Origin of the sequence: Sphingomonas sp. BT-65 (genome assembly GCF_026107375.2) — a bacterium.
Taxonomy (GTDB): domain Bacteria; phylum Pseudomonadota; class Alphaproteobacteria; order Sphingomonadales; family Sphingomonadaceae; genus Sphingomonas.
In genome coordinates, this window is record NZ_JAPCIA010000003.1 from 133,241 (window position 1) to 146,970 (window position 13,730).

A 13,730-nucleotide genomic window follows, 5' to 3' on the forward strand; every position below is an offset into this window, starting at 1 on the left:
GTCGAATATTGCGACGCGCAAGGCGGCGGGTCGTGCGATGCCCTTCCATGGCTTTGAGACGAAGGCGAGTTCCAAAGCAGAACGGGCTGGCGGATGGACGTTCAGGTTTTTCGTCACCCCGGCCCTGTGCCGGGGTCCACCGAGCCGCCCAGCTGAGCTTGAGCCTCTTTTCCAGCGCTTGCCTCCCGGTGGGCCCCGGCACAGGGCCGGGGTGACGGGATGGAAGCGGTGATGGTGGGAAAAACCAGCGACGCCCGGAAACTCGAATGCCGATCCGCCCGCGCTAGACGAGCAGCGTCACAAGCAGGGCGACCAGCGCGACGGGGATGGCGAAGAGCAAGGCGACGACGAGTATGAACGCCCAGGCGCGACGCGCGCCGAAGCCGTCGCGGACGCAACCGAAAATGACCTGCAGCAGGCCGACAAAACCGGATTCGCGCATCAGCCGTCCATCAATCCCTTGAGCCGATATAGCGTGTCGAGCGCCTCACGCGGAGTCAGGCTGTCGATGTCGAGTCCGGCGAGCTCGGCGCGCAGCGCGTCGACGGCTTCTTCTTCCTGCTCGGCCGCCGCGGCGAACAGCGGCAGGTCGTCGAGCCCGGCGGCGATCCCGCCGGTCTTCTCGCGCCCGGCTTCGAGCTTGGCAAGCACCGCTTTGGCGCGCGAGATGGTGACGGGGGGTAGGCCGGCAAGGCGGGCGACGGCGAGGCCGTAGCTGCGGTCGGCCGGGCCCTCGGTCACCTCGTGGAGCAGGACGAGGTCGCCCTTCCACTCGCGCGCGCGGACGTGGTGGAGCGACAGCGCATCGCAGCGCTCGGCGAGGCGGGTCAGCTCGTGATAATGCGTTGCGAACAGGCAGCGGCAGCGATTGTCCTCGTGGATCGCCTCGACCACCGCCCAGGCGATGGCGAGGCCGTCATAGGTCGAGGTGCCGCGCCCGACCTCGTCGAGGATCACGAAGCTGCGCGCGGTCGCCTGCGCCAGGATCGCGGCGGTCTCGACCATCTCGACCATGAAGGTCGAGCGGCCGCGCGCGAGATTGTCCGACGCGCCGACGCGGCTGAACAGGCGGTCGACGAGGCCGAGCTTCGCGCGAACCGCGGGGACATAGGCGCCGGCCTGGGCGAGGACGGCGATCAGCGCGTTCTGGCGCAGGAAGGTCGACTTGCCGCCCATGTTGGGGCCGGTGACGAGCCACAGCCGGTCGCTCTCGGACAGCACGCAGTCGTTGGCGACGAAGCGCTCGCCGCTGCGGCCCAGCGCGGCCTCGACCACGGGATGGCGGCCGCCCTCCACCTCGAAACAGGCGTGGTCGACCAGCGCGGGGCGAGTCCAGCCGCCCTCGGCCGCGCGCTCGGCGAGCGCGCTCGCGACGTCGAGCCGGGCGAGGGCGTCGGCGGTGGCGGCGATGGCCTCGCGCCGGTCGAGCGCGGCGGCGGTCAAGTCCTCGAGATGCGCGGCCTCGGCGGCGAGGGCGTGGGCGCCGGCCTGGGTCACCTTGACCGCGATCTCGTGCAGCTCGGGCGCGTTGAAGCGGACGACGCCCGCCAGCGTCTGGCGATGGGTGAAGCCGCTGTCGGGGCGCATCAGCTCGTCGGCATGCTTGGCGGCGACTTCGATATGATAGCCGAGCACGCCGTTGTGCTTGATCTTGAGTGCGGCGATGCCGGTGCGCTGTTTGAAATCGGCCTCGAGCGCGGCGATGGCGCGGCGGCCGCCCGCGCCTGCGTCGCGCAGATCATCGAGCGCGGCGTCATAGCCCTCGGCGATATAGCCGCCGTTCGCGGCGTCGATCGGCGGGGCGGGGACGAGCGCGCGCTGGAGCAGGTCGATGAGGGCGCCATGGCCGCGCAGGTCGGGCGCGAGGGTTTCCAGCAGCGCGGGCGGATCGTTGAGCTTGCCGAGCTGCTCGCCGAGCCGCCACGCGCCGTCGAGCCCGTCGCGCAGCTGGCCGAGATCGCGCGGGGAGCCGCGGCCCGCGGCGAGGCGGCCGATCGCGCGGCCGATATCGGGGAGCGCGCGGAGCGAGGCGCGGAGATCCTCGCGCAGGCCGGGCTCGTCATGGAAGCGCTGGACGAGGTCGAGCCGCGCCTCGATCGCCGCGCGGTCCATCAGCGGCGCAGCGATATCGGCGCCGAGCAGGCGCGCCCCGGCGCCGGTGACGGTGCGGTCGATTGCGTCAAGCAGGCTGCCCTTGCGCGTGCCCGCCTGGCTCTGCGTGAGTTCGAGGCTCTCGCGCGTTGCCGCGTCGATCGCCATGCACGCGTCGGAGCGGGTGACGCGCGGCGGGCGGAGGAAGGGAAGCGACCCCTTGGCGGTGTGCTCGAGATAGGCGACGAGCCCGCCCGCGGCGGACAAAGCGGCGCGGCCGAGCTGGCCGAAACCGTCGAGCGTGGCGACCCCGTAGAGCTGCTTGAGGCGCGCCTCGCCCCGGCTGCTGTCGAACTCGGCGCGGGGGCGGAAGCTGGTTGCGTCGAAGCTGTCGCTGCCCTCGGCGGCGATCACTTCGGCCGCGTTGAGCCGGGCGAGTGCGGCGCCCACGGCGTCGGCAGCGCATTCGAGGATCTCGAAGCGGCCGGTCGAGATGTCGGCGGCGGCGATCGCGGTCTCGCCCGCGGCCTCGCCGACCGCGGCGCACCAGTTGGCGCTGCGGCTGTCGAGCAAGGTTTCCTCGGTCAGCGTTCCTGCGGTGACGACGCGGATGATCGCGCGCGCGACCAGCGCCTTGGAGCCGCCGCGCTTCTTGGCCTGCTCGGGCGTCTCGATCTGGTCGGCGATCGCGACACGGTGCCCCGCCTTGATCAGCCGCGCGAGATAGCCGTCCATCGCATGCGCGGGCACGCCGCACATCGGGATGCGCTCGCCGCCATGCTCGCCGCGTGCCGTCAGCGCGATATCGAGCACGCCGCTGGCGAGCTTGGCATCGTCGAAGAACAGCTCGTAGAAATCGCCCATGCGATAGAAGAGCAGGCAGTCGTCCGCCTCCGCCTTCAGGGCGTGGTACTGCGCCATCATCGGAGTGGGGGCGGCGTCGGCCATCACGGCTCTCGATAGGGTTTCACGCGCGGGCGGCAAGGGGCTGGGCGGCGTAAAATTGTGGAAGGGTGTCGGTTGCGGACGCCCTATCCTCCACTTCCGTCACCCTGAACTTGTTTCAGGGTCCATTTCTCCCCAGGCGACGCAGCCGCTGGTGGCACCATGGATGCTGAAACAAGTTCAGCATGACGGGACTTTGGAAGAATGGATGGATCAGCGCTCGCGGAACCGCACCCAGTCCGCCGGGCATTGCGCCACCGCCTTTGGCTTGGACTGCGCGCCCTCGATCGTCCAGCATTCGTCGAAGATCGAGCAGTAGCAGGAGCGGACCTGCAGCTTCCACCGCTCCTTCTCGAACCGATCCCACACCGCCTTGTTTTCGGGCGTTTCGACGATCTGCATGAAGTTGATCGACTCGCCGGGGCGGGCAACGATATCGGACGAAGGCGAGGTGGAAAGGCTGAGCCCGCGCAGTCCATCCGGCCCGCAGCATTTGAGCAGCAGGTCGCGCGGATCGCGCACCGGTTTCCCCTGATAGCTGATCTCGATCGGACCGAGCAGCGCAGGGCCGACGCCGTTGTTGGACAGCACGAGCGAGATCACCCGCTCGCCCTTCTCGTTCACATTGCTGGTACCGTAGGAGACGAACGGCCAGGCATCGGCCTGCTGCATCTTCTTGGTCGCCTCGGCCTGGACGAAGGTGGCGTAGGCGACGCCGAGCGAGATGAGCAAAGCGGGCGCGCCGATCAGGAAATGGCTCGCCATCAGCCAGGGCATCAGCTTCAGCAGCCTGGTCAGCCGTGAGCCGACCCCGCCGTCGCGTGTGGAAAGCTCGGCGACCTTCGCTTCGAGTTGGGCGATCCGGTCCTGCTCAGGCTGTGGCGAGGTCATTTCAGCTGGATAGCGAAGGCGCCGGGTGCCGACAATCGCGCCGATACGCGCAACTTGTGCGGATTTTCGCACAGAATGACGGCGGTGATCGTGCGTGCCGTAACGGCATTGCCGCCAATCCCTTGCAAAGCGCCAGATTGCGGTGCCGCGGAGCGGTGCCTAAAGGGAGCGGAACCGGGAGAGAAGAATGTCAGAAGAAGCCAATGTCCAGTTCTCCGAGCGCGAGGCGCTGCTGTTCCACTCGGAAGGCCGGCCCGGCAAGATCGAGATCATCGCCTCCAAGCCGCTGACCACGCAGCGCGACCTGGCGCTGGCCTATTCGCCCGGCGTCGCGGTGCCGGTGCAGGCGATCGCCGACGATCCCGCCACCGCCTACGACTATACCGCCAAGGGCAATCTGGTCGCGGTGATCTCCAACGGCACCGCGATCCTGGGCATGGGCAATCTCGGCGCGCTCGCCTCCAAGCCGGTGATGGAAGGCAAGGCGGTGCTGTTCAAGCGCTTCGCCGATGTCGATTCGATCGATCTCGAAGTGAAGACCGAGGATGTCGACGCCTTCATCAACTGCGTCGAGCTGCTCGAGCCGAGCTTCGGCGGGATCAACCTCGAGGACATCAAGGCGCCCGAATGCTTCATCATCGAGCAGACGCTGCGCGAGCGGATGAACATCCCGGTCTTCCATGACGACCAGCACGGCACCGCGATCATCACCGCGGCCGGGCTGATCAACGCCTGCCTGCTCACCGGCCGCCGGCTGAGCGAGATCAAGGTGGTGGTGAACGGCGCGGGCGCGGCGGCGATCGCCTGCACCGAGCTGATCAAGGCGCTGGGCGTGCGGCACGACCATGTGCTGATGTGCGACCGCAAGGGCGTGATCACGCCCGACCGCGAGGGCGTCAATCAGTGGCAGTCGGCGCACGCCGTCGCCACCGACCGCACCACGCTGACCGAGGCGCTGGTGGGGGCCGACGTGTTCCTCGGCCTGTCGGCGGCGGGGGCGCTCAAGCCCGAGATGGTCAAGGACATGGCGCCCGCGCCGATCATCTTCGCGATGGCCAATCCCGAGCCCGAGATCCGCCCCGAGCTGGCCAAGAACGTGCGCCCCGACGCGATCGTCGCGACCGGGCGCTCGGACTATCCCAACCAGGTCAACAACGTGCTCGGCTTCCCGTTCATCTTCCGCGGCGCGCTCGACGTGCGCGCGACGGGGATCAACGAGGAGATGAAGATCGCCGCGGCGCAGGCGATCGCCGAGCTGGCGCGCGAGCAGGTGCCCGAGGAAGTAGCGCTGGCCTATGGCCGCGCGCACAGCTTCGGCCCCGACTATATCATCCCGGCGCCGTTCGACCCGCGGCTGATGGAGAACGTCCCCGCGGCGGTGGCCAAGGCGGCGATGGATTCGGGGGTGGCGACCAAGCCGATCCTCGACATGGCGGCTTATCGCCACACGCTGCGTGGGCGCCTCAACCCGACCACCTCGGTGCTGACGCTCGCCTATGAGGGCGCGCGTGCGCATCCCAAGCGCGTGATCTTCGCCGAGGGCGAGGAGGAAGTGGTGCTGCGCGCGGCGATCGCGTTCCGCGAGGGCGGCTATGGCACGCCGGTGCTGGTCGGGCGCGACGATGTGGTCGACCGGCTCAAGGCGCTGGGGGTGACCGATCCCGAGAGCTTCGAGCTGCACAACAGCCGCCACTCGCCGCTGGTGCCGGCGATGGTCGACTTCCTCTACGCGCGGCTGCAGCGCCGCGGCTATCTGCGCCGCGACTGCGAGCGGATGGTCAACCAGGATCGCAACATCTTCGGCTCGCTGCTGCTCCAGCTGGGCGAGGGCGATGCGATGATCACCGGCATCACGCGCACCTATGCGCAGAGCCTGCGCGAGGTGCGGCGCGTGATCGACGTCGCCGATGGCAAGACCGCGTTCGGCGTGCACATCATGGTCGGGCAGAGCCACACCGTGTTCATCGCCGACACCACGGTGAACGAGCGCCCCGATGCCGAGGAGCTGGCCGACATCGCCGAGGAGACCGCGCAGGTCGCGCGGCGCATGGGCCACGAGCCGCGCGTCGCGTTCCTGAGCTATTCCAACTTCGGCAATCCCAAGGGCGCGTTCCTCGAGAATATCCGCGAAGCGGTGAAGGTGCTCGACGCGCGCAAGGTGAGCTTCGAGTATGAGGGCGAGATGGCGCCCGACGTCGCGCTCAACCCGCGCCAGCTGGCGAACTATCCGTTCGCGCGGCTTTCGGGGCCGGCGAACATTCTGATCATGCCGGGGCTCCAGTCGGCGCATATCTCGGCGAAGCTGCTGCGCGAGCTGGGCGGGGATTCGATGATCGGGCCGATGCTGGTGGGGATGGAGAAGCCGGTGCAGGTCGCGCCGATGACGAGCACGGCGAGCGAGCTGGTGACGCTGGCGGTGCTCGCCGCGGGCGGGATCGCGCGCTAGGTCCTAGCGTTCAGGCTTTCGCTTCGATCATCCAGCAGGCGGCGGTGAAGCGGACGGTGTTGCCGTCGACGAAGGGCTCGAACGCGGCGCGGACCGTGGCGAGCACGCGATTGCGCGTGTCCGCATCGAACTGGCGCAGGAAGATGCCGATCCGGCCGAGATGCGAGAGGTAGGGGAGCAGGTCGCTTTCGGGCATCGTGCATTCGACGTCCACGGGATTGAGCTCGATACCCTGCCAGTCGCTGTCGCCGAGGATCGCGCGGACGTGGTCGGCGTCGGCGAAGGCGAACTGGCCGGGCGCGCCGGGCGCCATCGGCGGGAGCGGCGGCAGCAGCGGCGCGGCGGCGCGCTCGGCTGCGGTCATGAACGCGTTCTCGGCCGGCGCGCGCCAGGCGATCGCGGCCAGCGGCGCGCCGGGCGACATCGCGCCGTGCAGGCGGGCGAAGGCTGCGGCCGGGTCGTCGAAGAACATCACGCCGAAGCGCGAGACTGCCATGTCGAAAGGTGTCGCGGCATCGATCCGCGAGGCGTCGCCGCGGACGAAACGCGCCTCGACGCCCGCGGGCTCGGCGGCGGCGCGTTCGCGGGCGCGGTCGATCATGATCTGCGACAGGTCGGCGCCGGTGCAGCTTCCGCGCCCGGCCAGCTCGCGCGCGATGGCGAGCGTGGTCGCGCCGGTGCCGCAGCCGATGTCGAGCACACGAGCGGGCTGGTGCCAGCGCACGGCGCTGACGAGCAGCGCCTCGAACGGCGCGTACAACTCGTCGAGCTGCGGTTGTAGCGCCGTCCAGGCATCGCCCGCCGGGCCGTTCCACAATTGGGCCTGATCCATCGCCTCGATCTTCGTCTCTGTCATCGATCGTCCTTTCGCTTGATTCGGGGGTGCTGGAACGGCACCGTGCCACTTCAAGTCGACTTGAGGTCAAGCCCATGGGTGCGCTCGATATTACCACCGTGGCGCAGCGCTCCGGAATCCCGGCCTCGACGCTGCGCTATTATGAGGAGCGGGGGCTGATCGCCTCGATCGGGCGGCGCGGGCTCAAGCGCGTGTTCGAGCCGGGGATAATCGAGCGGCTGGCGCTGATCGCGCTGGGGCGGCAGGCCGGATTCTCGCTCGATGAGATCGCCGCGATGTTCGACGCGCGCGGCATGGCGGTGATCGACCGCGGCATGCTGCGCGCCAAGGCGGACGAGCTCGACACGCTGATCCGGCGGCTGAGTGCGATGCGCGACGGGCTGCGGCACGCGGCGGCGTGCCCGGCGCCCAGCCATATGGAGTGCCCGACCTTCCAGCGCATCGTCCGTGCTGCGGCGAGCGGCGTGCTGGCGCGGCGGGCGCGAGCGGTCCCGCGCCTCGCTCGATCGTGATCATGTAACCGGTTGCTGCTACATTTGTAACATGCTACAAACGTAGCAGGAGGCCGAGATGATCGAGTCGTTGCCGCGCCGCGAGCGCGAGGTGTTCGAGATCCTGTGCGGGCTGGAGGAAGCGACCGCTGCGGCGGTGCGCAACGCGATGAGCGATGCGCCGTCGGATTCGGCGGTGCGCACCTTGCTCGCCCGGCTGGTCGCCAAGGGACTGGTCGCGCACAAGGCGGTCAACCAGGCCTATGTCTATTCGCCCGCCCCGCGCACCGAAGCGGTGGCGGAGACTGCGCTGCAGAAGCTGGTGCAGACTTTCTTCCAGGGCTCCGCGGCAAGCGCCGCCACGGCGCTGCTCGGCATGCAGCCGCGGCTCAAGCCCGACGAGATCGAAGCGTTGCAACGTGTGATCGACCAGGCGCGCAGGGAGGCGGAATGATGCTGCCATTGCTGATTGAACTCGGCTGGAAATCGACGCTGATCGCGGGAGCCGCGCTGCTCGCCGACCGGATGCTGCGCGGGAGGCCGGCGGCGGAGCGCGTGTTCGTGCTGCGCATGGCGGTCCTGTTGCTGCTGGCGTTGCCCGCTGCGGTATTGCTGCTGCCGCCGCTCGACCTGGCCTGGCTTCCGGCACCGGAAGCGCCGGCCGAAGCGGCGCGGGCCGTTGCGGTGAGCGCCGCGCCGGCCGTTGCCTTGCCGCCGCAGAGCGAAATCGACCTTGCCGGGCTGTTCTATGCGGCGGGTGCCGGTGCGGTGGTGCTGCATCTGGCGATGGGACTCGTGATCCTGATGCGGTGGACGCGGCACGGCACCCCGGTCGCTGGCCCCGAGTGGCATGCTGCGCTTGGGCGGGCCACGGCGCGCCTGCGGCGGCCGGTGCGGCTGCTGGTCTCGCCCGACGTCGTGACACCGATCAGTTGGGGCATCCTGCCGGCGTGGATCCTGATCGACCCGGCGACGCTCGAGCGGACGGGCCAGGCCGATGCGGTGCTGGCGCACGAGGCGGCGCATATCCGCCGGTTCGACTGGCCGATGCTGGTCGCGGCGCGGATCGCGGTTGCGCTGTTCTGGTTCAACCCGCTGGTGTGGCTGCTCGGCCGGGTGCTCGCCCGCCGTGGCGAGACCGCCGCGGACGAAGCCGCGGTGCGCGGGATCGAGCGCGCCGACTATGCCGAGGCGCTGCTGACCTTCGCCGCGGCGCGGACGACGCGTACTGCGGCGACCGGCATGGCGCTGTGGCCCAACGCACTGGCCGAGCGGATCGCGCACATCGCGATGCACCGGCAGCGGCGCGGGAGCCGTATCGTTCCCGTGGCGTCGCTCGTTTGTGTGGCGCTCTCCGCGCCGCCGCTGGCGGCCGCCAGGCTGGTGCCGGCGATGCCTGCTGCTGCGCCAAGCGGCGCGGTTTCGCCAGCTCAGGCCGCACCCGTATCGCGTCCCGCGGTTACGTCTCCGGCCCGCACGCCCACGGCCGGACGCCCGGTGGCGGCCGGCGTTGCGGACAGCGAGGTGACGACCGCACCTGTGGTGGCGCCCCAAGCGGTCACCCCGCCGGGCGCGTCCGATCGCGGTCCGGTGCGCGTGTTGCCGGGATCGATCTCCACGCCGGTGCAAGTGGCAGTTCCCCAACCCCAGGTGGTGAGCGCACCGCAGCCCGTGCAGCAAGAGATGCGCATCGTCGGGCAGGGTGGTGCGGAGGTGGTGCGAACCGCGGACAGCGTGACGATCACCGCAGCCCGCGTCCCGCCGCCAGCACCCGTGGCGGAGGAGACTCCCCAATGGGCGAAGCACGCCGCCGACGAGATCAGCCAAGCGGCCGTCGAGATGCGAAAAGGCGCGAGGGACGTCGAGCTGACCGCGGAATTGCCTGGTGTGACCGCGGCGAAGCGCGCGGAGATTCGCGGCCGGGTCCAGCAAATGCGCGCCACCGCGGACGAATTCGACGCGCGGGCGCGCGCATTGAGAGGGCGGGGCGGCTGATCGCCCGCTAGCCCAGGGACTTCATCAAGACCGTCAAAAAAGCGCGGGTTCCGCGCCACGGGACCGGCTTGTCCGGCGACTTCGAAAGGGAGAGCGACGATGCGACTGATGATCCTGATCCCGGCCCTGCTGCTCATTGGCTGCGTCGACGGGCGAGCCGAGGCGGTGACCGCGCGAGTGGCTTATGGCGACCTCAGCCTCGACAGCCGCGAGGGGCGGGCGATGCTGCGCCAGCGCGTGGCCGGCGCGGCGCGGAGCTATTGCGCGGTATATGGCGCCGAGATGACGCCGCATGCCTCGCGCGCCGACCCCTATTACTGCACCGACATGCTGCGCTCCTGGATCATCGGCGAGATGCGGCCCGAGATCCGCCGCGCCTATTTCCTCGCGCGGCACGAGGCTGGGGTGAAGGGGCGGCGGCTCTAGGCGTCGATGCTGCTCCCCAGCGCGGCGTTGACCAGCCCGCCGTCGACCACCAGCGTGTCGCCGACGACATAGTCCGAGGCGCGGCTGGCGAGGAAGATCGCGGCGCCGGCCATGTCCTCGGGCGTGCCGATGCGGCGCATCGGGATGCGCTTGGCCACTTCGTCGCCATGGTCGCGCGCGGCCTTGTTCATCTCGCTGGCGAAGGCGCCGGGGGCGAGGCTGGTGACGATGATGCCGTCGCGGATCAGCCGCGCGGCCATGCGCTTGGTCAGGTAGATCAACGCGGCCTTGGACGCGTGGTAGCTGTACGTCTCCCACGGATTGAGCCGCAGCCCATCGATCGAGGTGATGTTGATCACCTTCGACGGCGCGTCGAAGCTGGCGCGCGCCTTGAGCAGGCCGTGCAGCGCCTGCGTCAGGAAGAAGGGTGACTTGACGTTCAAGTCCATGACCTTGTCCCAGCCGCTCTCGGGGAATTCCTCGAACGCCACGCCCCAGGCGGCGCCGGCATTGTTGACGAGGATGTCGAGATGGTCCTCGCGGGTGGCGAGCTCGGCGGCGAGCGCCTTGCAGCCCTCGACCGTCGAGACATCCATCGGGAGCGGGATGCAGTTCGGGCCGAGCTCGGCGGCGGTCTCTTCGCACGCCGGGGCCTTGCGCGAGGAGATATAGACCTTGGCGCCCTGCGCGATGAAGCCGGCGGCGATCATCTTGCCGATGCCGCGGCTGCCGCCGGTGACGAGCGCGGTGCGGCCCGCGAGGCTGAAGAAGTTGCTGGTGTCCATGTCTCTCTCCCGTGTCTTCAGCCGCCGCGCTTGAGCGTCTCGCGGGCGATGATGAGTTGCTGGATCTGGCTGGTGCCTTCGTAGATGCGGAACAGGCGGACGTCGCGATAGAGCCGCTCGATTCCGTAGTCGGCGATATAGCCCGCGCCGCCGAAGATCTGCACCGCGCGATCGGCGACGCGGCCGACCATCTCGGTCGCGAACAGCTTGGCGGCGGCGCTCTCCATGACGACGTCCTTGCCGGCGTCTTTGGCCGTGGCGGTCTCGAGGACGAGCGCGCGGGCGGCGAGGCTTTCGGTCTTGCTGTCGGCGAGCATCGCCTGGATCAGCTGGTGCTCGGCGATCGGCTTGCCGAACTGCTTGCGTTCGGATGCGTAGGCGACGCAATCGGCGATGAGGCGCTCGGCGACGCCGACGCTGACCGCGCTGATATGGAGCCGGCCGCGATCGAGCACGCGCATCGCGATCTTGAAGCCTTCGCCCTCTTCGCCGAGCCGGTTGGCGGCGGGGACGGGGACGTCGTCGAAGATCACGTCGGCGACCTTGGCGCCCCTCTGCCCCATCTTCTTCTCGGGCTCGCCGATCGACACGCCCGGCAGGTCGCGGGGAACGAGGAAGGCGGAGACGCCGCGCGCGCCGGGTTCGTCGCCGGTGCGGGCCATCACGGTGAACAGCTGCGCCTTGTCGGCATTGGTGATGAAGCGCTTGGTGCCCGAGAGGCGGTAGACGTCGCCATCCTTCACCGCGCGGGCCTTCACCGCGCCGCTGTCCGATCCGACGTCGGGCTCGGTTAGCGCAAAGCTGGTGATGATCTCGCCGCTGGCGATGCGCGGGAGCCAGGCCGCCTTCTGCTCGGGGGTGCCGGCCATGACCAGGCCCTGCGACCCGATGCCGACATTGGTGCCGAAGGTCGAGCGGAAGGCGGGGGTGGTGCGCCCCATCTCGATCGCCACGCGGCACTCCTCGAGCATCGTCAGGCCAAGCCCGCCATAGTCCTCCGCGATCGACAGGCCGAACAGGCCGAGCGCCTTCATCTCCTCGACGATATGCTCGGGGATCGCGTCGGCGGCCTCCACCTCGGCCTCGAGCGGGCGCAGGCGCTCGGTCACGAAGCGGCGTACCGTATCGATCAAAGCGTCGAAGGTTTCGGCGTCGAGCGCCATGCGATCCTCCCCTGAATATGGCGCAGCTATAGCGGGTGGACGCGGGTTCGCAACATACCCTGATTTTGAAAATCGACGGATTGACGCAGCGGCGGGCCGCCATATGCTGACCCGAAACCGCAAAATACGGCGTGCACGATGCGAACCGGCAGCGGGGGAGAGCAATCGATGAGCGGCATGGCGCAAGGCGCGGCGACCCCGCAGGCGCGGCGGATCGGCAAGCAGTCGATGCTCGCCTATGGCTTCGGGGCGGTCGCCTATGGCGTCAAGGACGCCGGATTCCAGACCTTCCTGCTGCTGTTCTACAACCAAGTGATCGGGCTGCCCGCGGTGCAGGTGGGGGCGGCGATCATGGCCGCGTTGATCCTCGACGCGATGATCGACCCGGCGATCGGCGCCGCATCGGACCGCACGCGCAGCCGCTGGGGACGGCGGCACCCGTGGATGTACGCATCGGCGATCCCGATCGCGGTCGGCTGGCTGCTGCTGTGGAACCCGCCGGAGCTGCCGAACGCGGCGATGCTCGGCTGGGTGTTCGCGACCGCAGTGATCGTGCGCACCGCGGTGTCGGCCTATGAGGTGCCCTCGGTCGCGCTGACGCCGGAGCTGACCGCCGATTACAATGAGCGGACGCGGATCATGGCGTATCGCTACCTGTTCGGCTGGGCCGGCGGGCTGGCGATGCTGGTCGCGGCCTATACGCTGTTCCTGGTGCCGGGGGAGGGGCAGCCCAACGGACTGCTCAACCGCGAGGGCTATGGGTTGTTTGCAGCGGTGGGCGCGGCGGCGATGGCGGGGGCGATCCTGATCTCGGCGCTGGGCACGCACCATGAGATTGCGCGGCTGCCGCGCCCCGCGATCGAGAAGACGACGGTCGGGCAGGCGTTCCGCGAGCTGGTCGAGACGGTGCGCAACCGCGCCTTCGCGGTGCTGATGCTCGCCGGGCTGTGCGCCTATTCGGCGCAGGGTATCGGGTTCGCGCTGTCCAACTATCTCTACACCTTCGTGTGGCTGTTCCCGACCTCGGCCTTCATGGCGCTGGGCGGGGTGCTGTTCGCCGGGGTGCTCGCGGCGTTCTTCATCGCGCCGCGGGTCGCCGTGCGCCTGGGCAAGCGCAAGGCGGCGGCGATGTTCATGATCGCGGCGCCGGTGCTGCTCGGGCTGCCCTATTGGCTGCGGCTCGCGGGCATGTTCCCCGCGCCGGGCGACCCGGCGATGCTGCCGGTGCTGTTCAGCATCTATGCCGTCAACACCGCGTGCAGCGTCTCGGTCTTCATGCTCGGCGCCTCGATGATGGCCGACGTGGTGGAGCAGTCCGAAGCCCAGACCGGGCGGCGGTCCGAAGGGGTGTTCTTCGCCGGATCCTTCTTCGTTCAGAAATGCACCAGCGGGATCGGCATCGGGCTCGCCGGGCTGGTCCTGTGGATCGCGGGCTTCCCCGATGGGGCGACGCCGGGGCAGGTGCCCGAGGCGACGGTGGACCGGCTGACGATCATCTTCACGCTCTGCTACCTCGCGCTCGCCTGGGGTGCGGCGTGGTTCTATTCGCGCTTCCCGTTCGGCAAGGCCGAGCATGACGCGCGGATCGCGGCGGGCGCCGGCGCGGCTGGATGACGGATTGGCTTGGACGAATGACGCAAA

Annotated in this window: 12 protein-coding genes; 6 read left to right on the plus strand and 6 right to left on the minus strand. The window is 69.3% G+C overall.

The features are described 5' to 3' along the window. Positions 1-283 precede the first annotated feature (283 nt). The 3 genes from OK349_RS18770 to OK349_RS18780 all read right to left on the minus strand — a co-directional run bounded on the left by OK349_RS18770 (position 284) and on the right by OK349_RS18780 (position 3,927). Entirely contained in the window at positions 284-442 is a 159-nt protein-coding gene (locus OK349_RS18770; protein WP_265119447.1) for a hypothetical protein, read from the minus strand. Further along, positions 442-3,015 carry a DNA mismatch repair protein MutS gene (mutS, locus tag OK349_RS18775; protein WP_265119576.1) on the minus strand — a complete coding sequence of 858 codons (2,574 nt, stop codon included), beginning with the start codon at positions 3,013-3,015 and terminating at the stop codon, positions 442-444. Before mutS ends, OK349_RS18770 begins: the two co-directional genes overlap by 1 nt. Positions 3,016-3,249: 234 nt before the next feature. After that, a complete protein-coding gene (locus tag OK349_RS18780; RefSeq protein ID WP_265119448.1) occupies positions 3,250-3,927 on the minus strand; it encodes a hypothetical protein in 678 nt (225 codons plus the stop codon). A gap of 187 nt (positions 3,928-4,114) precedes the next feature. Here OK349_RS18780 and OK349_RS18785 point away from each other — a divergent pair, with 187 nt between their 5' ends. After that, positions 4,115-6,373 (plus strand): NADP-dependent malic enzyme, encoded by a 2,259-nt coding sequence (locus tag OK349_RS18785; RefSeq protein WP_265119449.1) that lies wholly within the window; start codon positions 4,115-4,117, stop codon positions 6,371-6,373. Positions 6,374-6,383: 10 nt separating this feature from the next. Here OK349_RS18785 and OK349_RS18790 read toward each other — a convergent pair whose 3' ends face one another. Next, positions 6,384-7,229, minus strand: a complete 846-nt coding sequence (locus tag OK349_RS18790; RefSeq protein WP_265119450.1) for a class I SAM-dependent methyltransferase — start codon at positions 7,227-7,229, stop codon at positions 6,384-6,386. A gap of 74 nt (positions 7,230-7,303) precedes the next feature. Here OK349_RS18790 and OK349_RS18795 point away from each other — a divergent pair, with 74 nt between their 5' ends. The 4 genes from OK349_RS18795 (at position 7,304) to OK349_RS18810 (ending at position 10,141) form a co-directional block, all read left to right on the plus strand. Continuing rightward, complete coding sequence (locus OK349_RS18795) at positions 7,304-7,741, plus strand: helix-turn-helix domain-containing protein (RefSeq protein ID WP_265119451.1); 438 nt, start codon at positions 7,304-7,306, stop codon at positions 7,739-7,741. A 58-nt stretch (positions 7,742-7,799) separates the two neighbouring features. Beyond that, complete coding sequence (locus OK349_RS18800; protein WP_265119452.1) at positions 7,800-8,174, plus strand: BlaI/MecI/CopY family transcriptional regulator; 375 nt, start codon at positions 7,800-7,802, stop codon at positions 8,172-8,174. After that, positions 8,171-9,715 carry a M56 family metallopeptidase gene (locus OK349_RS18805; RefSeq protein ID WP_265119453.1) on the plus strand — a complete coding sequence of 515 codons (1,545 nt, stop codon included), beginning with the start codon at positions 8,171-8,173 and terminating at the stop codon, positions 9,713-9,715. The genes OK349_RS18800 and OK349_RS18805 overlap by 4 nt, the downstream gene beginning before the upstream one ends. Before the next feature lie 99 nt (positions 9,716-9,814). After that, on the plus strand, positions 9,815-10,141 hold the full coding sequence (locus tag OK349_RS18810; RefSeq protein WP_265119454.1) for a UrcA family protein: 327 nt from the start codon (positions 9,815-9,817) through the stop codon (positions 10,139-10,141). Here the strand turns inward: OK349_RS18810 and OK349_RS18815 are convergent. Together OK349_RS18815 and OK349_RS18820 are read right to left on the minus strand one after the other, a co-directional pair. Beyond that, complete coding sequence (locus OK349_RS18815; RefSeq protein ID WP_265119455.1) at positions 10,138-10,926, minus strand: SDR family oxidoreductase; 789 nt, start codon at positions 10,924-10,926, stop codon at positions 10,138-10,140. The genes OK349_RS18810 and OK349_RS18815 overlap by 4 nt on opposite strands. A gap of 17 nt (positions 10,927-10,943) precedes the next feature. Continuing rightward, the gene (locus tag OK349_RS18820; RefSeq protein ID WP_265119456.1) at positions 10,944-12,089 is read right to left on the minus strand and encodes an acyl-CoA dehydrogenase family protein; all 1,146 of its coding nucleotides are present in this window, start codon (positions 12,087-12,089) and stop codon (positions 10,944-10,946) included. 168 nt (positions 12,090-12,257) lie between these two features. Here OK349_RS18820 and OK349_RS18825 point away from each other — a divergent pair, with 168 nt between their 5' ends. Then, positions 12,258-13,703: an MFS transporter gene (locus OK349_RS18825; protein ID WP_265119457.1), complete on the plus strand. Its 1,446-nt coding sequence runs from the start codon at positions 12,258-12,260 to the stop codon at positions 13,701-13,703. The last annotated feature ends 27 nt before the right edge of the window (positions 13,704-13,730 follow it).